General features: G+C 61.8%; 18 protein-coding genes and 1 pseudogene. 13 read left to right on the forward strand and 6 right to left on the reverse strand.

The window, feature by feature from the left end; genetic code table 11:
* Window positions 1-91 precede the first annotated feature (91 nt).
* Genes era through HMPREF2781_RS04725 form a run of 3 tightly spaced genes read left to right on the forward strand, consistent with a single transcriptional unit; the run spans window position 92 to window position 2,585 of the window.
* Window positions 92-1,087 (forward strand): GTPase Era, encoded by a 996-nt coding sequence (era, locus tag HMPREF2781_RS04715; RefSeq protein WP_049157277.1) that lies wholly within the window; start codon window positions 92-94, stop codon window positions 1,085-1,087.
* Window positions 1,088-1,105: 18 nt separating this feature from the next.
* Entirely contained in the window at window positions 1,106-1,822 is a 717-nt protein-coding gene (recO, locus tag HMPREF2781_RS04720; protein WP_070644583.1) for a DNA repair protein RecO, read from the forward strand.
* A gap of 10 nt (window positions 1,823-1,832) precedes the next feature.
* Window positions 1,833-2,585, forward strand: coding sequence for an isoprenyl transferase (locus HMPREF2781_RS04725; RefSeq protein WP_070446679.1), 753 nt, complete (start codon window positions 1,833-1,835; stop codon window positions 2,583-2,585).
* Between the two features lie 68 nt (window positions 2,586-2,653).
* Here the strand turns inward: HMPREF2781_RS04725 and HMPREF2781_RS04730 are convergent, their stop codons facing one another.
* Together HMPREF2781_RS04730 and HMPREF2781_RS04735 are read right to left on the reverse strand one after the other, a co-directional pair.
* Window positions 2,654-3,073 (reverse strand): Fur family transcriptional regulator, encoded by a 420-nt coding sequence (locus tag HMPREF2781_RS04730; RefSeq protein ID WP_070644584.1) that lies wholly within the window; start codon window positions 3,071-3,073, stop codon window positions 2,654-2,656.
* 27 nt (window positions 3,074-3,100) lie between these two features.
* On the reverse strand, window positions 3,101-3,400 hold the full coding sequence (locus tag HMPREF2781_RS04735) for an ArsR/SmtB family transcription factor (protein WP_070446677.1): 300 nt from the start codon (window positions 3,398-3,400) through the stop codon (window positions 3,101-3,103).
* Window positions 3,401-3,590: 190 nt separating this feature from the next.
* On the opposite strand from HMPREF2781_RS04735, the gene HMPREF2781_RS04740 reads away from it, so the two are divergent.
* The 3 genes from HMPREF2781_RS04740 to HMPREF2781_RS04750 are packed head-to-tail and all read left to right on the forward strand — an operon-like array spanning window position 3,591 to window position 5,925.
* Window positions 3,591-4,970 carry a glycine--tRNA ligase gene (locus tag HMPREF2781_RS04740; RefSeq protein WP_010190757.1) on the forward strand — a complete coding sequence of 460 codons (1,380 nt, stop codon included), beginning with the start codon at window positions 3,591-3,593 and terminating at the stop codon, window positions 4,968-4,970.
* The gene (locus tag HMPREF2781_RS04745) at window positions 4,970-5,488 is read left to right on the forward strand and encodes a hypothetical protein (protein WP_070644585.1); all 519 of its coding nucleotides are present in this window, start codon (window positions 4,970-4,972) and stop codon (window positions 5,486-5,488) included. Before HMPREF2781_RS04740 ends, HMPREF2781_RS04745 begins: the two co-directional genes overlap by 1 nt.
* Entirely contained in the window at window positions 5,488-5,925 is a 438-nt protein-coding gene (locus tag HMPREF2781_RS04750; RefSeq protein WP_070644586.1) for a hypothetical protein, read from the forward strand. The genes HMPREF2781_RS04745 and HMPREF2781_RS04750 overlap by 1 nt, the downstream gene beginning before the upstream one ends.
* A gap of 322 nt (window positions 5,926-6,247) precedes the next feature.
* Here HMPREF2781_RS04750 and HMPREF2781_RS04755 read toward each other — a convergent pair whose 3' ends face one another.
* Window positions 6,248-8,311 carry a TPM domain-containing protein gene (locus HMPREF2781_RS04755; RefSeq protein ID WP_070644587.1) on the reverse strand — a complete coding sequence of 688 codons (2,064 nt, stop codon included), beginning with the start codon at window positions 8,309-8,311 and terminating at the stop codon, window positions 6,248-6,250.
* Between the two features lie 44 nt (window positions 8,312-8,355).
* Here HMPREF2781_RS04755 and HMPREF2781_RS04760 point away from each other — a divergent pair, with 44 nt between their 5' ends.
* The 3 genes from HMPREF2781_RS04760 to HMPREF2781_RS04770 all read left to right on the forward strand — a co-directional run bounded on the left by HMPREF2781_RS04760 (window position 8,356) and on the right by HMPREF2781_RS04770 (window position 13,769).
* Window positions 8,356-8,940: a YdcF family protein gene (locus tag HMPREF2781_RS04760; RefSeq protein ID WP_070644588.1), complete on the forward strand. Its 585-nt coding sequence runs from the start codon at window positions 8,356-8,358 to the stop codon at window positions 8,938-8,940.
* Between the two features lie 11 nt (window positions 8,941-8,951).
* Window positions 8,952-10,226: a deoxyguanosinetriphosphate triphosphohydrolase gene (locus HMPREF2781_RS04765; protein WP_070644589.1), complete on the forward strand. Its 1,275-nt coding sequence runs from the start codon at window positions 8,952-8,954 to the stop codon at window positions 10,224-10,226.
* 246 nt (window positions 10,227-10,472) lie between these two features.
* Complete coding sequence (locus tag HMPREF2781_RS04770; protein ID WP_210386005.1) at window positions 10,473-13,769, forward strand: immunoglobulin-like domain-containing protein; 3,297 nt, start codon at window positions 10,473-10,475, stop codon at window positions 13,767-13,769.
* 77 nt (window positions 13,770-13,846) lie between these two features.
* Here the strand turns inward: HMPREF2781_RS04770 and HMPREF2781_RS04775 are convergent, their stop codons facing one another.
* Together HMPREF2781_RS04775 and HMPREF2781_RS04780 are read right to left on the reverse strand one after the other, a co-directional pair.
* Window positions 13,847-14,080, reverse strand: a complete 234-nt coding sequence (locus HMPREF2781_RS04775) for a barstar family protein (RefSeq protein WP_070525502.1) — start codon at window positions 14,078-14,080, stop codon at window positions 13,847-13,849.
* Between the two features lie 3 nt (window positions 14,081-14,083).
* Window positions 14,084-14,611, reverse strand: a complete 528-nt coding sequence (locus tag HMPREF2781_RS04780; RefSeq protein WP_070644590.1) for a guanyl-specific ribonuclease — start codon at window positions 14,609-14,611, stop codon at window positions 14,084-14,086.
* Between the two features lie 157 nt (window positions 14,612-14,768).
* On the opposite strand from HMPREF2781_RS04780, the gene dnaG reads away from it, so the two are divergent.
* Window positions 14,769-16,697: a DNA primase gene (gene dnaG / locus HMPREF2781_RS04785; RefSeq protein ID WP_070644591.1), complete on the forward strand. Its 1,929-nt coding sequence runs from the start codon at window positions 14,769-14,771 to the stop codon at window positions 16,695-16,697.
* Window positions 16,698-16,748: 51 nt separating this feature from the next.
* Here the strand turns inward: dnaG and HMPREF2781_RS04790 are convergent, their stop codons facing one another.
* Complete coding sequence (locus HMPREF2781_RS04790) at window positions 16,749-17,024, reverse strand: hypothetical protein (RefSeq protein ID WP_070644592.1); 276 nt, start codon at window positions 17,022-17,024, stop codon at window positions 16,749-16,751.
* A gap of 220 nt (window positions 17,025-17,244) precedes the next feature.
* Here HMPREF2781_RS04790 and HMPREF2781_RS12505 point away from each other — a divergent pair, with 220 nt between their 5' ends.
* The 3 genes and pseudogenes from HMPREF2781_RS12505 to HMPREF2781_RS12795 all read left to right on the forward strand — a co-directional run.
* Window positions 17,245-17,382 (forward strand): hypothetical protein, encoded by a 138-nt coding sequence (locus HMPREF2781_RS12505; RefSeq protein ID WP_168160907.1) that lies wholly within the window; start codon window positions 17,245-17,247, stop codon window positions 17,380-17,382.
* Between the two features lie 91 nt (window positions 17,383-17,473).
* Complete coding sequence (gene wecB / locus HMPREF2781_RS04795; protein ID WP_070644593.1) at window positions 17,474-18,631, forward strand: non-hydrolyzing UDP-N-acetylglucosamine 2-epimerase; 1,158 nt, start codon at window positions 17,474-17,476, stop codon at window positions 18,629-18,631.
* 111 nt (window positions 18,632-18,742) lie between these two features.
* Window positions 18,743-19,369, forward strand: a pseudogene (locus HMPREF2781_RS12795) (DUF1707 domain-containing protein); the annotation flags it as partial.
* Window positions 19,370-19,740 lie beyond the last annotated feature (371 nt).

Raw genomic sequence — 19,740 nt, forward strand, 5'->3', positions numbered from 1 at the left:
GCAAGGAAACCTTATGACTAGAACCGTCTGACTGGAACCATCTGCGCAGCGCGAAGGAACCACCGGTGCGTGCGTTATGATATGAGGCAATATGAGCACTGATTTCGATGCCGCCTTCGCCGACCTACCAGCCGAGGGCGAAGCCAACCCAGCCGACTACTCGCAGTACACCGACACGCCCGAGGGCTTCCGCTCCGGCTTCGTGTCTTTCGTCGGCCGCCCCAACACCGGCAAGTCCACCCTGACCAACGCGCTGGTGGGGCAGAAGATCGCCATCACGGCGGACCAGCCCGAGACCACCCGCCACCCCATCCGCGGCCTGGTGCACCGCGAGGATGCGCAGATCGTCCTCGTCGACACACCTGGCCTGCACCGCCCGCGCACTCTGCTCGGCGAGCGCCTCAACGAGGTAGTCAAAGACACGTATGCAGACGTTGACGTCATCGGCCTGACCATCCCCGCGGACGAAAAGATTGGCCCCGGTGATCGTTGGATCTTGGAGAACGTCCGCAAGGTCGCGCCGAAGACCCCCATCATCGGCATCGTCACCAAGCTAGATAAAGCGTCCAAGGACCAAGTCGGCGCCCAGCTGCTTGCCCTGCACGAGCTGCTCGCGGAAGAGAACCCCGATGCCGTGGTCATCCCCGTTTCCGCCACCGAGCGCGTGCAGCTGGATGAGCTGACCCAGGTCATCGTGGACCACCTGCCCGAAGGCCCCAAGTTTTACCCCGATGACCACGTCACCGACGAAGACCAGTCCAAGCGCATCGCCGAGCTGATCCGCGAGTCTGCGCTCTCCGGCCTGAAATACGAGCTGCCGCACTCGGTTGCCGTCGAGGTCGATGAGATTCTGCCTAGCCAGGAGCGCCCGGACGTCCTCAACGTCCACGCCATCCTCTACCTGGAGCGCCCCGGCCAGAAGCGCATCATCGAAGGCAAGGACGGCCGCCGCTTCCGCCGCATCGTGGGTACCGCCCGCAAGGAAATCATTCAGCTCCTTGGCCAAAACGTCTACCTTGACCTGCGTATTAAGGTGCTCAAGAATTGGCAGTCGGACCCGAAGGCGCTGGGCCGCCTGGGCTTCTAAAAGCCGGAGAACTTCCACATGCGCGAAAACTTCCGCGACCGCGCCCTTGTCATCCGCTCCTATGATTTTGGCGAGGCGGACCGCATCATCGTGCTCTTGACCCGTCGTCACGGCCTCGTGCGCGGGGTGGCCAAGGGAGTGCGCCGCGCCAAGTCGCGCTTCGGCTCGCGCCTGCAGCTCTTCGTTAACCTCGACGTTCAGCTTTATCCCGGGCGTAACCTCTACACCATTTCCCAGGCCGATACCGTGGATTACTTCGGCGCGCGCATCATCGAGGACTACGAGCGCTATACCGCCGCGTGTGCTGCCCTTGAATCCGCCGAGCGCCTCGCCGCCGCTGATGCCCCCGGCGATCCCTACCTCTATGAGGCCTGCGTCGATGTCCTCGACAAGCTTCAGCACGGCGATCCGCTCATGCTTCTCGATGCCTTCCTTCTCAAAGCCATGTCCCACGCCGGCTGGGCTCCCAGCCTTTTCGATTGCGCCCAGTGCCAAAGACCCGGCCCGCACCACGCCTTCCACCCAGCCGTGGGCGGGGCCGCCTGCCACCAATGCCGCCCACCAGGCGCCGCCGAGGTAGACCCAGAAACCCTGCACCACATGTGGCTCATCGCCCATGACCACCCCAGCCAGCCGACGAACGCCCAAGCCCAAGAGGCCCATCGCCTCACCCGCGCGCACCTGCAATGGCATCTTGAGCGAAGCGTTGGCGCGTTGGGGATCATGGAACAGTAGACTGTAACCCGTGATTACGCCTGACCCGAACCGAGTTCTTCATCCGCCCGCTATCCCGCAGGAGTTCCTGCCGCGCCACATCGCGCTGGTCATGGACGGCAACGGCCGCTGGGCAGAGGAGCGCGGCATGAAGCGCACCGAGGGCCATCGTAGGGGAGAAGCTGTGCTTCTCGACGTCGTCGATGCCTGCCTCTCCCTCGGTGTTCCTTACCTTTCCGCCTATGCCTTCTCCACCGAGAATTGGCGCCGCAGCGCGGAGGAAGTCCGCTTCCTCATGGGCTTTAACCGCGATGTGCTGCGCCGCCAGCGACACTGGCTCAACGAGAGGGGAGTGCGCGTGGTCTGGGCCGGCCGCCGCCCGCGCCTGTGGCGCTCTGTGATCAAGGAGCTCGAGGCCGCAGAGGAGCTGACTAAGGACAACACCAAGATGACCTTGGTGATGTGCGTGAACTACGGTGGTCGCGCCGAGCTTGTCGACGGCATCCGGAAACTCGCCGAGCAAGTCTCCCGCGGCGAGCTGGACCCGCGCTCCATCAATGAGAAGACGGTCAGCTCGGTGATGTATGACCCCGATATGCCAGACGTGGATTTGTTCTTGCGCCCCTCCGGTGAGAAGCGCACCTCCAACTTCCTGCTGTGGCAGTCGGCTTACGCAGAGATGATTTACCAGGACAAGCTCTTCCCGGATTTCACTCCGGAAGACTTGTTCGCCGCGGTGGAGGAGTACGCGCGGCGTGACCGCCGCTTCGGCGGCGTCAAGTAGCGCGCGAGCTGTGTAGTGCTGTCGAGGGGGATGAAGATATCCTCGATGTGGCAGGAAAAGTGGCGTGTCTAAGACGCCGCGCGGCACTCGGCGCAGATGCCGAAGATTTCGGCATCGTGCCCGGTGAGCTCGAAGTCGTGCTCCTTGGCTACCGAGGAGGCCCACTCTTCAATCGGGCCGCCATCGATTTCTTCGGTGCGGCCGCATTTGGTGCACACCAAGTGGTGGTGGTGCGCATCGCTCTCGCAATGGCGGTAGAGGGTCTCGCCGGAGGGCATGTGGAGCGCGTCAACAGCTTCAATCTCCGAGAGTGATTGGAGCGTGCGATAGACGGTGGTGAGGCCGACTTTCTGGTTACCGTCGAGAAGCGCCTGGTGAATGTCCTTGGCAGAGACGAACTTGTCGAGACTGCGCAGGACCTCAACGACGGCGGTGCGCTGGCGGGTATTGCGAGCGCCGAGTTTGGGAATACTGTCGTGGATGGCCATGTGGCTTAGTTTATCAACACACTTCCATTAAGAGGTGGCCAGTGAGGCGTCGCGAAGCAAAGGCAGCACCTTAGGGGCCACCAAAGAGTAACGGACTTCGCGGCCGGTGCGCTCGCTGTCGACGATGTTCGCGCGTTTCAAAACCCGCAGGTGCTGACTAATAAGTGGCTGCGATTTGCCGGTCGCGGAGACCAGTTCGTGGACGTAGTGATCGCGCTCGGCCAGGCGCTGGATGATGTCGATGCGCAACGGTGAATCCAAAGCGCTAATGACGGAGGCAGCCGCCGCCAGATCGAGGGGAGGGGTGTCAGTCTGGGTGTTGGTCACGCCGTTCACCTTCAGTCATTTCTATCGGTGGAGAGTTAAAAAGAGAGCTATGGGCACTATAGCTGAAGAATGCGGAAATGTGTATAAAATGCACCACACTTCTGGGGTGAAGGCACGCGGTGCTAAGGGGCACGCTAGACTAGGCCGCACTGTATAAAGACTGTCCCCTACCAGAGGAGTCCCATTAGCTATGGCATCCGTCATTGATACCGTCGTCAGCCTGTGTAAGCGCCGCGGCTTGGTCTACCAGGCAGGTGAAATTTATGGCGGTTCCCGCTCTGCGTGGGACTATGGCCCGCTTGGCGTCGAGCTCAAAGAGAACATCAAGCGCCAGTGGTGGCGCCACATGGTGCAGTCCCGCGATGATGTCGTGGGTGTCGATACATCTGTGATCCAGCCGCGCCAGGTGTGGGTCTCCTCCGGCCACGTTGAGGTCTTCACCGACCCGCTGGTGGAGTCCAAGCACACCGGTAAGCGCTACCGCGCCGACCACCTGATTGAGGCTTATGAGGAAAAGCACGGCCATGAGCCGGCCAACGGCCTTGCGGATATTAATGATCCGGAGACCGGCCAGCCGGGTGACTGGACCGAGCCGAAGGCCTTCTCCGGTCTGCTCAAGACCTTCCTGGGCCCGGTCGATGATGAGCAGGGACTGCACTACCTGCGCCCGGAGACCGCGCAGGGCATCTTCGTGAACTTCAAGAACGTGATGACCTCGGCACGTATGAAGCCGCCGTTCGGCATCGCCAACATTGGTAAGTCCTTCCGTAACGAGATCACCCCGGGTAACTTCATTTTCCGCACCCGCGAGTTCGAGCAGATGGAGATGGAGTTCTTCGTCAAACCGGGCGAGGACGAAGAGTGGCACCAGTACTGGATTGATGACCGCTTCAACTGGTACATCGACCTCGGTATCAAGAAGGAGAACCTGCGCCTCTACGAGCACCCGCAGGAGAAGCTCTCCCACTACTCCAAGCGCACCGTGGACGTGGAATACGCCTACAACTTCAAGGGCTCCAAGTGGGGCGAGCTGGAAGGCGTGGCCAACCGTACGGACTACGACCTTTCCGTGCACACCAAGGGCTCGGGCGAGGACCTGTCCTACTTCGACCAGGAGGCTGGCGAGCGCTGGACCCCGTACGTCATTGAGCCGGCTGCCGGCCTGGGCCGCGCCATGATGGCCTTCCTCATCGATGCTTATGACGAGGAGGAGGCCCCGAACGCCAAGGGTGGTACCGATAAGCGCGTGGTGCTGCGCCTGGACCGCCGTCTGGCTCCGGTCAAGGTGGCCGTGCTGCCGCTGTCCAAGAAAGAAGAGCTGTCCACCCCGGCCCGCGAGCTGGCCAACAAGCTGCGCGCCAACTGGAACGTGGAGTTCGATGTCTCTGGTGCCATCGGCCGCCGCTACCGCCGCCAGGATGAGATCGGCACGCCTTTCTGCGTGACCTATGACTTCGACACCCTCGAGGACAACGCGGTCACCGTGCGTGAGCGTGACTCCATGGAGCAGGAGCGCGTCAAGCTCGACGAGCTTGAGGCTTACCTGGCCGCCCGCCTGGTTGGCTGCTAATGCACTACACCAGCTGGGACCGCAGTGACCGCCAGAACCCGGTCCTCCTCGTGGGGGAGGGGCCGGCGTCGTTGGGCATGTTCCAGGAACGCTCGGCGGATGTGGAAGGCGAGCACTGGCGCTTAGGCCTCGATGACTTGGGCGCGTCAGTGACCTTGGAGGATGACCGCGTCTACCGCCTGGCGGGCAACCCCAAGCGCGATAAGCGTTTGGAGGCCTCGCTGGACGGGCGCACCTTTGCCTTCATCAACGAGGCTGGTGGCGACTGGATTGTTGAAGACCACGACGGCCTTAAAATCGCGCAATTTTCCTCCAAGAACTCTGGCGTACGCAAGGCCATCCTCGAGTTCGAAGGCGAGGACAGCGATGATTCCGATGGCCTCAGCCACTCGGAGATTGCTGCCCTGAGCTGGTTTACGCGGGTCATTTTGGAGGCCCGGACGCAGAAAACCGCGATTCCGATCATCGCGACGCTGCTGCTCATGACCATCGTCGCCATTGTTGCGGTGCTTCTCTGATGCAGCGCTGGGTGTGGCGCGATGAGGCGCTGGTGGATGGCGCGGGCGAGGTCATCGCCCGCGTGACTCCGACGGGCCTGCTGCTGTCAGGCCCGGGCGAAACCATTGCCTTTGAGCACACCCCGGGCGCGCGCCGCTTCGCAGTGCGTGGGGCCGACTTTTCGGCGGAGCAGGCCAGCTTTACGGTGAATAAGCTGCGCGCGCTCTGTCAGGGCCGCGAGTACTTGCTTGAGCGCACGAATCCATTCCGCCGGCAGCGCCGTATTCTCGCTATCCCAGACTCCGCCACGTCGGGCACCGCCACCGAAGTCGCCCGCACCACTCCGCGGGGCCGCGGCCTCGAAGTCGCGGTGGGCGAGCTCCCCCTCACCGACGCCGTCTTCATCAGCTACTGTTGCCTGCTTCTCGACGGCTCCACCCGCCCCCTACGCACCTAACCCACCTTCCGCGATATAGTCAGAACTGGCGTGGAAACTTGGGTGATTTCATTAAAAGGGGAGCTCTTCTAGCTTCCTTGCTCGGCTTGGTATGCCGGTAGAGGGCTCGCGTCAGATGGTTGCAGTCATAAGGTTTGTTTGCCCCCAAACGAACCATCTAGCTCGGTGTAAAAGGTTTACTTGCCCCCAGGTAAACCGTTTGACTGCAGCCTTTTGCAAGGCGCCTTTTGCGAGATGCCTTATGGGGCCGCCCCGGTTATGAGATGCCGGGTGTGGGCCGCGGGCTTCGAGGCCTAGGCGCGGAAAGGGGAAGTAGGGGCGGCTAGAAGGAGCCGCCGCGGAAGCCGCCTCCACCACCGCCGCCGAAGCCACCGCCGCCGAAGCCCCCGCCGCCGGAGAAGCCTCCGCCGAAACCGCCACCGAAGCCACCACCGCGGTGGCCGCTGGAGCCTCCGCCGAGAATCTGGCCGATAACCATGCCAGTCAGAATGTTGCCCGCGGCATCAGTGGCCTGGCGGCGCTGCTCCTGGCGGCGGTAAGCCTCCAGGTCTTCCTTCGCGCGATTGAGCGAGGTCTGCGCGGCAGAAGCGGCATCGCGGGAGTAGTTGAGCGCCGCGCGTAAGTCCTTGGAGGCGGAGTTCTGGGCTTGGGCGAAGAGGCGGGTGGCATCGGCAAGCGCGACGCGCGCATCGGGGCCCACCACGCGACCCCGCGAGGACAGCAGGTCTTCAGCTGCCTGGATGGCGGACTCGGCAGCAGCAATCTGCTGGCGGTAAAGCGCGATTTGGCGCTCGCGGGTGGCGTTGGTCTCGCGCACGGTATCGAGCTGCTCATCCAGCTTGCTATCGAGAGCCGTCAGCGCTGTGTACTGACCCAGCGGGTCTGCCTGGCCATGCTGGCGAGCCGCACTGAGCGCCTCCCGCGCCTGAACGAGCAGCGACTCCAGCGCGGACCAATCGGCAGGGGAGCCCTGGGCCTTGCCGCGCTGCTCGAGGTGCTGTGCTTCAGCAATTTCTTCCTCAACCTCATCGATGAGCGCCGGCAGGTTATCGCGCGCCGCGGTGATCGAGTTCTCCGCATTCTCAACGGCATTGAGGAGGCGGTCGGAGACCTCCAAGGCGTGCTCGGCATCGCGGATATAGCCCACTAAAGGACCCTGTTGGCCAGCGGGCTGGGACTGCAGTTCCCGGCCGCGCGAAAGCAGCTCCTCGGCCTCGTCGAGCGAGACCTCCGCCATTTCTGGGTTATCCGCAATGGAGGACAACACCTCCTCGGAGTAGGAACCACTGAGCGTGGACAGAGTCGTGCGGGCCTGCGGCAGGCGCCCGCGCAGATCGACGGTGCGCTGAGTCAGCTCATCCAGCTTAGAGCCGGCGTTAATGAGCAAGTCACGCATCTTGGCAAAGTCCGCCGCCTGCTCATCCAACGCATCATCGGCCTGCCCGCAGGAGGAGATGATCTCCACCAGCATCTGGCGGCGCTCCGCCGTCGATTCCGGCAGGTTGTCCTGAAGCTTCTGCTGCAGCTGGAAAGCCTTCTGCAACGTCAGCGTGGAGTGGTTCATTGCGCGCGTGAACGGGCGGGTGCGCTCGGGGCCGAACTCGGCCACCGCAATATCCAGCTCCTCCTTGCCGCGGCGGATCGATTCATCCGTGGAGACCAGCTCTTCCTGTGCCAGCTTCTCCAAGGTGTCCACATCCAAGCGGTCCAGCTGTGCGGTATTACTCGGCTCAATCTGGCGCGCGGACTCCAGCGTAGCCGCCGAGTCCTTCTTGGTCTTGCGCCGGCTTGCCACCGCGATGCCACCGCCGGCCAACGCCAGGGCACCTGCGCCGCCAGCCAGCCATAGACCACCCGACCCATCGGAATCAGAAGAGCTGGATGAACCAGCTGAGCCAGAAGAGGAACCCGAAGAACCGGTCGCGGCAGCGTCGACAAGCGCGAGCGCGGAGGCACCGAACTGGTGACCGTCGGCAAGCTTGGCGTAGGCCGCCTCATACATCACATCCAGGCGCCCGCGCGGCCAGTCATTGCCCGTCTGCACGCCCACGGTGGAATCATCCACGCCCACCACATAGGCCGCAGAATTAGGGCCCTTAGACTTCACAATGCTGTCCGCATAGCTTTCCGCGCCCTCCGGCAGCGAGGAGGCAAAGACCACGAAAATGACCACGTGGTGCTCCTGCTGCAGTGCGCTAATCTTGTCCTCCAACTCGGCCTTTTCCGAATCCGAGAGCACCCCCGCCTCATCCGTTACCTTATCCGTGAGCGAGGCCGCCTCCGGCGCGGCAAGAACGAAATCCGCAGCCATAGCGGGGCTAGCAGTGGCCAACCCCAACACAAGAGCAGCAAGGGCGGCGCGACCAAAACGAGCAGCAGTAGTCATGCGCACCACGATACCTTCCCACCTAGCGCTAGAGTGGTCAGACAGTGAAGTACGTTATTGTCCTCGGCGCTGCGCAATACGACGGGCGCCCCTCCCGCATCCTGTCCGGCCGTGTGCGCTGTGCCGCCGAGTACGCCGCCGCGCACGACCTGCCCATCATCACAGTCGGCGGGAAGCTGCCCGGCGATAGGTTCACCGAAGCCGGGGTGGCGAAACGCCTGCTTGCCGACGGGCCCCTCAACGTCACCGCCCTCGAAGAAGGCCTCGACACCCGCAGCGAGCTGGCCGCTGCCCGCGACAAGCTGGGTGTGAGAGAGGCCGTCATCATCACCGATCCGCTCCACCGCCTGCGCACCTTCCTCATCGCCCGCCAAGAGGGGATTGCGGCCACGGTGCTGGGCACGCCCTATTATCCTTCCCCGCGCTTTTCCATCCCCTGGTGGCGCTACCTGGCCCACGAGAGCGGTGGCTTGGCCTACCTGGGCTTGCGCACCTTGCTGGGGGAGGAGCGCACCGAAGGCGTGCGCGCGGCCTTCTACCGCATCGAGCGCCTCATCCGCCCCAACCAGGCCCTGCGCCACCGCGTCATTGGCGCGAGGCAGCCCCAGGATGGCCAGGACTCCGCCTAAGCTGGAACACCGTGAGCTATTCCTATCGCGCAGAAGACGTCGCCCGCCTTGCCTCCGAGACTCCCAAGGGCTCGGCCCTGCTCAAATCTGAGGAACACCGCGGCGCCTTTTCCCGCGACCGCGCCCGCGTCCTGCATTCCGCGGCCCTGCGCCGCTTGGCGGATAAGACCCAAGTGGTGGGCCCGCGCGATGGCGATACCCCGCGCACCCGGCTGACACACTCTCTGGAGGTCAGCCAGATTGCCCGCAGCATCGGTGCCGGCTTAGGCCTGGACCCAGACCTGTGCGATATGGCGGGCCTGACCCATGACATCGGCCACCCGCCCTACGGCCACAACGGCGAGAATGCCCTCAACGAGGTGGCCCTTGGCGGCTTTGAGGGCAATGCCCAGACCTTGCGCATCCTGACCAAGCTGGAGCCCAAGGTAGTGCTGGATTCTCCGGCGGGCCCGCGCAGCTATGGCCTCAACCTCACCCGCGCCTCACTCGATGCCGCCTGCAAATACCCCTGGACCAAGACCAACCCGGATGGCACGACCAACCGCAAATACGGCGCCTACGACGAAGACGCGGACGTGCTGGAGTGGCTGCGCCAAGGCCACCCAGACCAGCGCAAGTCCATGGAAGCTCAGGTCATGGACTGGTCGGATGATATCGCTTATTCCGTCCATGACGTCGAAGACGGCATCATCTCCCGCCGCATCTCTTTGAACGTGCTCTGGGACCTGGTGGAGCTGGCCAACCTCGCGGACAAGGGCGCAAAAGCCTTCGGTGGTAATGCCGATGAGCTCCTCGAGGCCGCCGACCGCCTGCGCCAGCTGGACGTCATCAACGCCATCGGCAACTTCGACTACTCCCTGCGCTCTTATGCCAACTTAAAGAAGATGACCTCGGAGCTTGTCGGCCGCTATGTTGGCGCTACCGTTTCCGCCACGCTCGCGGCTAACGACGGCCTACTCGGCCGCATGCACGGCGGCCTCGCCGTCCCACCGGGTGCCGTGGCGGAGGTAACGCTGCTGAAAACCATCGCCGTGCTCTACGTCATGGATGAGCCCGCCCACTTAGCTCGCCAGGACCGCCAGCGCGAGCGCATCTACCGCGTCTACGACTACCTGGTGGCCGGCGCGCCGGGCTCGCTGGACGCCACCTTCGCTCTGTGGTGGAAGCAAGCCGATACCGATCTGGAGCGTGACCGCGCCATCATCGACCAGATTGCTTCCATGACCGAATCCCGCCTGGAGCGCCTGGCGCAGCGCAGCGCTGACCTTTTCGGCTTCCTCAGCTAGCCGGCAAACAGTCAGCAGCAGACCAGCATCAAGCCCAGCAGCGCCGTGCCTCACACAACGGCACGGCATCCCAAGAGACGCCTGTCACCCGATAGTTGAACACCGTTCACTTGGGCGTTACATAGCCGACAACTCTTCTTAAAACCGGCCACCTAACCTCAGGCAGGTCCGCGTGCCGCCAGGCCCCCTTTGAAGCCTGCCCGCAGCGGAAGTCTCTTCATTTGCATTAACTGTCAAGGAATTTTTGTGTCTCAGAAAAAGCTGCATAAAGCCGCGCTCATTGCCTCTATCAGCCTCGTTGGCTCCAGCCTCGTCTCTCCCGCACTCGCCTCTGCCCAGGACCTGCCCAAGGCAGACATCCTGGATCTCTCCCTTGAGAACGGGACCATCAGCAACTCCGCATCTGATGCCGAGCCGCTGAAGATCGGCGAGCCCACTGTGGAGCAAGACAGCGTGCTTGAGCGCCCCGTGGCTCACTTCGATGGCCGCAAGGATGCCGTCGGCTTCGACATCGGGGATAAGTTTGACCAGATCAAGGACGGCTTCACCGTCGAGTGCGTTTTCCGCTATGACGGGGACTTCGACGGCAACGAAAAGAGCCTCTGCGCCAACAAGGAAGCCGGCGGCTGGGCCATGGTCATCTACGGCGACCAGCTCACCTTCACCGTCAACGGCAGCGATGGCTACAAGAAGGCCCAGCAGCAGGTAGAACCCGGCCAGTGGTACCACGCGGTCGGCGTCTATGACGGAAACAAGAGCGAGCTCTACGTCAACGGCGCCAAGGTGGCTGAGAACACCGAGATCAACGGCGAGGTGACCAAGCCCAAGTCCAATTCCACCGCCGTGATGATCGGCGCGGATTCCGGCCGGGATAACGCCGCCCAGTTCTACTCCGATGCCGTGGTCAGCGAGGCCCGCATCTTCTCCGATCCGCTGGGCGAAGATGAGATTTCCGCCCTCTACGAGGGCTCCAACCTGAGCACCGATAAGAAGGCGGAGATCACCGGCTCCACCCCGAGCGCGGGTCAGCACCTGACGGGCCCGGTGACTTTCGACGTCCAGTTCAACAACGATGCCCTCATCTCCCGCGAGCTCACCTACACCCTGGACGGCGAGGACATCGAGCTGGGGCAAGAAATCGGAGCTGGCCTCAAGGAAGGAAACCACTCCATCCAGGCCGAGGGCCGCGATGTCTTTGGCAACCCCATCTCCCAAACCATCGATTTCACCTCCGGCAACCTCCCGGGGGCCGCTGGCACCGACTCCACGCCGAGCGGCGAGGGAGTGACCATCTCCGCCCGCGCGGATAACCCCAGCGGCGGGGAGGTGGAGACCACCTTCACCGAAGCCGATGTTGCTGTAGCGGAGAAGGGCTTCCAAGGCACCTTCACGGATATCCCGGAGATCCTGGACTTTAAGTACGAAGACGGCGAGGACTTTAACAAGGCCCTCAACCCTGACAACGAGGATGCCCAGGAGACTACCTCCACGGAGCACATGCCCTTCCAGCGCTTTGACCTCAAGGTCAAGGACGCAGAGAAGAAAGCACACGACATCGCTTGGTCCGGCACCGTGGACCCCAAGCGCTCGGTGCGGCTTATGGCCTGGAATACCAAGAGCAATAGCTGGGAGAAGCTTGCCGAAACCCGCGGCGCGGCCGACGCCCAAGTAAGCCTCAGCGCGGAAGTTAACCAGGACTTCGTCGACGGCGGAAGCATCCACACCATGCTGGTGGGCTATGACGTCTTTGCTGATGACCTCAACGAGCCCGTCAACGAGCAGTTCGCCGATAGCAGCGACTATGATTTTTCCATCGCCCACCACACCGATACCCAGTACCTCTCCGAAGGCGCGGTAGAAAAGGCCACCGCCGAGGAGCGCAAGAAGTGGGAAGAAAGCTACACCGCGGCCACCCAGTGGATTGCCGATAACGCCGACGAGCGCAAGATCGCCTACTCCGCGCATACCGGCGACATCATTGAGAACTGGATTGGCAAGGACAATGACCGCCCCAATGCCAAGAAGGAATTCGAGGTAGCCTCCAACGCCCAGAAGATTCTGGAGGACGCCGGCGTGGTCAACGGCGTGCTGCCCGGCAACCACGACAACCAAAGCGGCGCGGATGTCGGCGCCGGCAACCTCTACAACGAGTACTTCGGTCCGGAGCGCTACGAGGCCCAGCAGGGCAAGGGTAAGTGGGCTGAGCAGGATGCTTCCTACCACCCCTATGCTGAGGGCGATAACGACAACCACTATGACCTGTTCTCCACCAATGGCATGGATTTCATCGCCCTGCACCTGGGCTATGACGTCACTGAGGAGGAAGCAGCCTGGGCCGATAAGGTGCTCAAGCAGTACTCCGACCGCAACGCCATCCTGCTCACCCACGCCTACCTCAAGCCTTCCGCGAGCCCGGATGGCCGCGGCTCGGACTTCTCTCACGATGGCGTGATGGTCTATGAGAACGTCGTCCAGAAGAACCCCAACGTGGCGCTTGTGCTGGCCGGCCACGAGCACGGCGTATCCATTGTCACGCGCAAGGACGTTGGCCACACCAACAACCACGTGGTGGAGCTTCTCGCGGATTACCAGTTCTACGAGGTCGGTTCCGATGAGCTGGGCCTGACGGAGATCGGCGACTATGACGGCGACACCGGCCTGCGCTTTGGCTCCAGCTACCTGCGCCTCCTGCAATTCGATCTGAAGAATTCGGAGATGATCGTGGATACGTATTCGCCGCTTCTCGACGATCACAACGCCACCGAGTACGACGACCGCCAGCGCTACAACGGCCACGAGGACGAGTTCCGTGTTCCGATCCAGTTCCAGACCCGCAAGACCAGCTTTGCGACGAACTCCATGCTCGCCCTGACCGATACCGGCAAGGTGATTGGCAAAGACACCGCCAAGTCCGGCTGGCCTGCCAGCGTGACCTACAAGGACGTCAAGGCCGGCCAGGCCTATGGCTGGTACGCTACCTCCGCTGACGCCTCCTCCAAGGAGGACACCAAGCCTGGCATCGTGCGCCAGTTCGGCGTCTTCACCGCGCCGGAGCAGCAGGAGAAGGATAACAAGGCCCCTGAGCTCACCGTCCCCAGCGACAAACTCACCATCACCAAGGGCGAAAAGGCCAACCTCCTCGACGGTGTGACCGCCAAGGACGATAAGGACGGTGACCTCACCGACAAGGTGAAGGTAGTGGGCAACATCGACACCGCCAAGCCGGGCGTGTACTCCATCACCTACGCCGTCACCGACTCCGCCGGCAACCAGGCCCTGGCCTCCCGCGTCGTGGAAGTCACCGCCGGCAACCAAGGCAACAACACCGACAACGGCGACAGCAGCAGCGACAACTCGAGCAGCAACGGCAACAGCTCCAGCAGCGGCTCGAGCAATAACTCGAGCCGAGGTACGGGCAGCGTCCTCTCCGCCATCCTCGGCGCCCTCTTCGGTGCGGCAGGCGCCACCGCCGTCATCGCCGGCCTACTGAACTACCTCGCGCCTGAGGTACGCGACACCATCAAGCGCGCCCTCGGCCTCTAAGGTCTAAGGCCCCGGTGGGCCACCACCCGCCAGCCCATAACCGCAGCCGGGTCATAACCCGCCGGGCCATCACCTCACTAGCGCACTAGCGCGACACCCTGGTCCTCCAGCACCATGCTGATGGGGGCCAGGTCTTCTTCCACCATGTCGAAGTCCGCGGCGATAATTGCCACGATGTGTTGCTCGCGCAGGAAGTCCGCCAGGGCATCAAGGTTGCGCGGGGCGCCGGAGGTGCAGCCGCGCAGGCGGCCGAGCGCGCCATAGAAGTCCTCGCGCGTGCGGATGGGTTCAGTGATGAGAATGCGTTGCATGCCTTAGTCCTCCGCGTCCGGGATACTGCAGAAGCTTTCGTAGTGGTCATCGGTGTAGTACCAGACATCCGGGTCGGTCTCGCTGCCGCCGCCGGTAACAATGCGCTTGGCCCCGCGGTGCCCAATCCCCGGCGTTTCCACGGTGTATTCGCGGTAGTAGTTCTTCGCCTGCTGCGGCAGCACGCCCTCATAGTTCCCGAAACGCACGTTGTCATTATCCGGATAGTCATAGGGCCCGCCGGCCAGGATGGCCTCGGCGGTCTCGTGGGCCTCCTGCGGCAGGGAATCCATGGCGCAGGTCGGCAGGTCTGACTCGCCCTGATTTGCGACGTCCCCCTCATCCCCACCAGCTGGAGAGGATGCACCCGCCGCAGTGGAGGCGCCAGCAGCAGAGGAAGACGGCGCTGCCTTCTGGTCCGCACCATCGCTGGAGCTACCGAGGTCAATGCCAAAGTAGCCCGCGACGAGGACCAGAACCGCACCACCGATGATGGCCGGCAGCGATTTGTTGGAGGGGGAGGATTGGGACATGGCCCCCATCATTGCAGCTATCAGGCCTGAAACAGAAATCCATACCAGGCCTTTTTTCAATCCCCACCGCGAGGTGTTTGCGGATGTGGGACTAGGTGGCCTGGCCCCACCCAGCCGTGGGTACCTGTGTGTCCTATAGGCGGGGTAGTCTGTACGCATGGCACGAGGCAGAATTCCGGACAGCGATATCCAAGCTATCCGTGAACGCGCGCCTATTGATGAAATCGTGGGCGAGTACGTTCAGCTCAAACCCGCTGGTTATGACTCTTTGAAGGGCTTGAGCCCCTTCAAAGATGAGAAAACCCCGTCTTTCCACGTGCGCCCGCAGCGCGGCTATTATCACTGCTTCTCCACTGGCAAGGGTGGGGATGTTTTCAGCTTCCTCATGGAGATGGAGCAGGTCTCCTTCCCAGAGGCCGTCGAGGCCGTAGCCCAGAAGATTGGCTACCACATCAATTACCAAGGTGGTTCCACCGGTGCGCGCGATGAAAAGCCCGGCACCCGCCGCCGTCTCATCGCCGCCAACAAGGCCGCGCACGAGTTCTACCGCCAGCAGCTAGAAACCCCGCAGGCCGCCACTGCTCGTGAGTTCCTCCTGGACCGCGGCTTCTCCAAGGAAATCATCTACGAGTTTGAGTGCGGTTATGCCCCGGAGGGCTGGGATACCGCCACCAAGCACCTGCTGCGCATGGGCTTTTCTTTTGAGGAGCTCGAAGCCGCCGGCATTTCCAAGATGGGCAAGCGCGGCCCCATCGATCGCTTCCACCGGCGCTTGCTGTGGCCCATCAAGGACTTATCCGGCAACGTCATCGGCTTTGGCGCACGCAAGCTTTTCGACGATGACAAGCTGGGTAAGTACATGAACACGCCCGAAACCATGCTCTATCACAAGTCCAAGGTGCTCTTCGGCCTGGACTTGGCCAAGCGCAACATCGCCGAGCAGCACCAGGCCGTGGTGGTGGAGGGCTATACGGATGTCATGGCTATGTACGCCGCGGGCGTGAAGACGGCCGTGGCCTCCTGTGGCACCGCCTTCGGCGCGGACCACCTGCAGGTGCTGCGCCGCCTGATGTTGGATGATTCCTACTTCCACGGCGAGCTCATCTACACCTTCGACGGTGACGAGGCCGGCCAGAAGGCCGCCATGCGTGCCTTCGAGGGCGAGCAGAAGTTCACCGGCCAGTCCTTCGTCTCCGTGGCCCCGGACGGCATGGACCCCTGCGATCTGCGCCTTGAGCGTGGTGACGCCGCCGTGCGCGATTTGGTAGCGGACCGCATCCCCATGTTCGAGTTCGTCATCCGCTCCGTCATCTCGGACTTCAGCATTGACTCTGCCGAGGGCCGACTTCAAGCCCTGCGCCGTGCGGTGCCCGTGGTGGCCCAGATTCGCGATGAACCCCTGCAGCGCGAATACGCCCGCCGCCTTGCCGGTTGGGTGGGCTGGCCCGATCCGGAGGAAGTACTCCGGCAGGTACGCCAGGAGGCCCGCAAGCCGAAGAAGGAACAGCGCCCGCGCTTTGCCTCCCTGGAGGAGACTTCCTCTGCGCCCTCGCAGTCTAATGCCCCCGTTATGCACATCCCCGGCCCCCGCGAGCCGCACCTGTGGCCGCAACGTGAGGCCCTCAAGCTGGCCCTGCAGTACCCGCAGATCGCCGGCAGCTACTTCGACGGGATTACGGAGGATGCATACTCCAACGAGGCCTACCGCACCATCCGCCGCGCCATCTCGACCCTCGGCGGCGTGACCGCCGGTGCCGAACAACCCGGTGTGGAATGGCTGGCCGCCGTGGCGGGTGAGATGCCGGACCTCATGGCCCGCAACTTCGTTTCTGAGCTCGCCGTGGAACCCATCAAGCTAGGGGAGACCGGCAACCCCGATACCGACCTTGAGGCTTACGCCGATTCCGTTCTCTCCCGCCTCCAAGAAGCCCGCGTGGGCGACCAAGTAGCCCAACTCAAGGCCCAACTCGGCCGCATGCGCCCCTCCGACGACGAAGAGTCTTACAACTCTCTCTTCGCCGACCTCGTTGCCCTCGAGCAAGCCCGCCGCGAGCTCAATGACCGCGCCTTCCGCGGCGTGCGTTAGCGAGCACTACGCACTAATCCACACCCCCGCGCACGCGTTCGAGCGTGCGCGTTAATCTTCGTCCGGCTCGTAAATCCGATCCGGCTGCACTCCATCCGTGGCGCCGCGCTTGCCGCGGCGCCCCTTGTTGTAATCCTTGAGCTCGCGCATACGCGGTTCTGGGTCCAAGCGGTTGGCCACGGCCTTGCGCGCGGAGCGCACTGCTGCCTTGGTGGCGGGGGAGTTGATGGCCTTTTCGTAGGCGCCCTTAATTTGGTGATAGCGCTTGCGCCCAGCCTTGGTTCCAAAGACGTATCCGGCGGCAGCACCCACAACAAATTGGATCATTGGAAACTAGTCATCCCCTTACTTCAAGCTGGCGCAATAGCCAGCGTTTGCGTACAACGTACGGGCAACGTGCAATTCTCATGAACAGCCTACCTGCCTAAGCAATCTTGGGCAGGTGGCGGTGGGGCAGTGAATCCACCAGTAACGGGGAGTAGAGATAGGGAATAGATATGACGTGAACTCTTCCCATAATGCATTCGCTTCAGTTAACTTAATACCTGTGAAGACTTCTAAGCATACGTATGCGGCATCGGCAGCCGTAGCGATGTCAGCGCTGCTCACCGCCAGCGTGGCGGCAGCTGAGCCCCGTACTGCTGGGCTCGAAGAGCCGCGCGAAGTCACCGTGAGCGAGGACTAGCGCTTACCTTCTCGAAGCCGAGCCGTGTGCGCGAAGCATTAGCGCTGTAGACTCCTATGGAGATTCTCTCCCGGTAAAACGAAGGATGTCTATGTCTAAGCCAAAGATTATGACCGTGTACGGAACCCGCCCTGAGGCCATCAAGGTAGCACCGGTCATCAAGGCGCTGGAGAAGGACGAGCGTTTTGAATCTGTAGCCGTCTCCACTGGCCAGCACAAGGAAATGCTGGAGCAGGTCAACACCATGTTTGGTATTGAACCAAAGCTGGACCTTCACCTCATGAAGCCCGGTCAGGGCCTTAATGAGATTGTCTCTCGTGCGCTCATGGGGCTCGACGAAATCATTGATGTGGAGCGGCCTGATGTCATTATTTCCCAGGGAGATACCTCGACTGCAATGACTGCAGCACTTGCTGGTTTCCACCGTGGTGTGAAGATCGTCCACCTCGAAGCAGGTCTGCGCACCGGCGACATTCACTCTCCGTTCCCGGAGGAGGCCAACCGTAAGCTGATTGGTCAGGTAGCCGAGCTACACCTTGCCCCGACGGCAGGTTCAATGGAAAACCTGCGCCGTGAGAACGTGCGTTCTAAGGACATTGCGGTCACTGGTAACACCGTTATTGACGCTCTTCTGGAGGCAGCCAGCTGGGATACCGCGTTTGAGGATCCTGCCCTGCAAGCAGTGGCTGAATCCGACAAGCGTCTGGTTGTGGTGACCACCCACCGCCGCGAAAACCTTGAAGCGATGAAGGAAATCGGCGGCGCAGTCAAGGACCTTGCGGGAAATTACTCGGACATTAACTTTGTCCTGCCGCTACACCTGAACCCGAAGGTTCGTGAAGCTGTGCTTCCGGAAGTCGAGTCCTTGCCCAATGTTCTCATCACGGATCCGCTTCCGTACGATCAGTTCACCAAACTGCTTGACCGTGCAACCATCATCCTCACTGATTCCGGCGGAGTTCAGGAGGAAGCGCCGGCTCTGGGTAAGCCGGTCCTAGTCATGCGCCAGAACACTGAGCGCCCTGAAGCTGTTGTTGCCGGCACTGTGAAGCTTGTGGGCACCAACCGTAGTCTCATCGTGGCGGAAGCCAAACTGCTACTTGACGATGACGCTGCGTACACCTCTATGGCTAACGCTGTTAACCCCTATGGCGACGGTAAGGCCGCAGATCGTGCTGTTGCCGCTATTGCCGAGCTCCTCGGTGTGGGGGAACGCCTGCCGGACTTTGACCCAGGCATTGAGCTATAGCGAAATGAGATGAATGGGCAGGCGCGTATTTCTAGTTGCCCTGCCCATTCATGTGGTTCCACGTAAGGTAAAGCCATGGAACCACGCGACATTTAATGCACTAATTCTCAGCGCACCACAGCTTCTCAAGTCTTGGCTGATGCGATGTCTGTAGGCCAACTCAGCGTCGCCGAATTTGAGGAACGTTCTTCTACATGCGCCGACGCGACGACGCGCGGCGAGTTGCTCGACCTCGTTTCAGATCTCCTTGAGGAGCCCGGAAGGGTACTCTTTGGCAGCCACGAGGTCGCTTCGAAGAGCACTCACGAGCTGAACTCTGTTGGTAGTGAGCTTGCTACGACTGTTGACCGCGCACTAGCTCAAATCGAACCATCCGTGAGTGGTGCGCAGAGCCTTTCCTTGGGCATCTTTGGTGGTACCACGGTTCGAAGTACTCCCATTGCCTCTCGCCACACCACAATGGGTATTTTTGGTGGGACAGACGTTGACCTGCGCGGTGCTGCACTTCGAGAACACGTAACCACCATCCAAGCGGTTGGAATCTTTGGTGGTGTCGACGTATGGATTCCTGAGGGCTTCCGTGTTCAAGTTAGCGGCATCGGTCTCTTCGGTGGTCACGACATCAAGGTTGACCGTGGTGCTATTGACCCCGCTGATCTACCTGCCAGTGCTCCGGAGATCGTCGTCAACTGTTTTAGCCTCTTCGGTGGTGTGGACGTGCACGTTGTGAAGCGATGAATTAGTCCAGCAGGCGGGATATCTAGAGGCCAAGAAGCAAGGGTAAAACTTAAGGCTTAATTCGGTCGTCTGTGCTCGTACGAGGGAATGGCTAATTATGTCTGGAGTGAACTGGCCAATGAGCTGCGATAAAGTATCCAGCTCATCGATTAGAGTAGTCGACGATCATGGTCGGTTGGGGGGCGCTTTAGTTTTGCGGCTTTTCCTTAGGGTGGCAAGTCCATCTCTGTGGCAATGAACGGTGGGATTCAAGGTTTCGAGCTGATTGAGTGGCTGTTTCACCTCTTGGTGGCGGGGCGCTAAAACGCCGCTGCATTTCCACTGCATGCGCAAAACAGGGCTTAAGGGACATTTCGTGTGGATAAACCGAT

Origin of the sequence: Corynebacterium sp. HMSC062A03 (assembly GCF_001811145.1) — a bacterium.
GTDB lineage: Bacteria > Actinomycetota > Actinomycetes > Mycobacteriales > Mycobacteriaceae > Corynebacterium > Corynebacterium aurimucosum.